Origin of the sequence: Coprococcus sp. AM97-35 (genome assembly GCF_027697525.1) — a bacterium.
GTDB lineage: Bacteria > Bacillota > Clostridia > Lachnospirales > Lachnospiraceae > Allocoprococcus > Allocoprococcus comes.
Genome location: NZ_JAQESL010000056.1, coordinates 3136 through 3509, shown reverse-complemented (window position 1 = coordinate 3509; position 374 = coordinate 3136). Strand labels below are relative to the sequence as shown.

Genomic DNA, 374 nt, shown 5'->3' with positions numbered 1-374 from the left:
TAAATGTTTGCTTCATTTTACTGCTTCTCCTTTAGTATTTTTTTCATAGTTTCCAAAGCATGATGTCGGTTTCTAAATACACCGCTTTGCGTAATCTTTTGTAAGTTGGCAATTTCACTTTCTGTCATTTCCAAGAAGTAATACATTAACAGAGTATTTCTCTTTCTTTCTGGAAGTTTTTTCAAGGCTTCTGCCAGCTCATCATCAAGGACACGAATATCAATGCCACATACTGAAAAGATTGTATAATCTGTTTCGTAGTCATCCCACACAGCAAAATTTTCAACGAAAATTTCTGGAAGTTCACAGAATGGAATTTCTTTATCTTTTCGTCGTTTCAATCCTTGTTGGTAGTCCTTTACAATATGACGGAC

Annotated in this window: 1 protein-coding gene; it reads right to left on the bottom strand. The window is 34.8% G+C overall.

The genetic code is table 11. The annotated features are described in order from the left end of the window. Positions 1–17: 17 nt before the first annotated feature. Positions 18–374: RNA polymerase sigma factor (locus tag PG840_RS16460; protein ID WP_270613896.1), on the bottom strand; the 357-nt coding region annotated here is incomplete at its 5' end.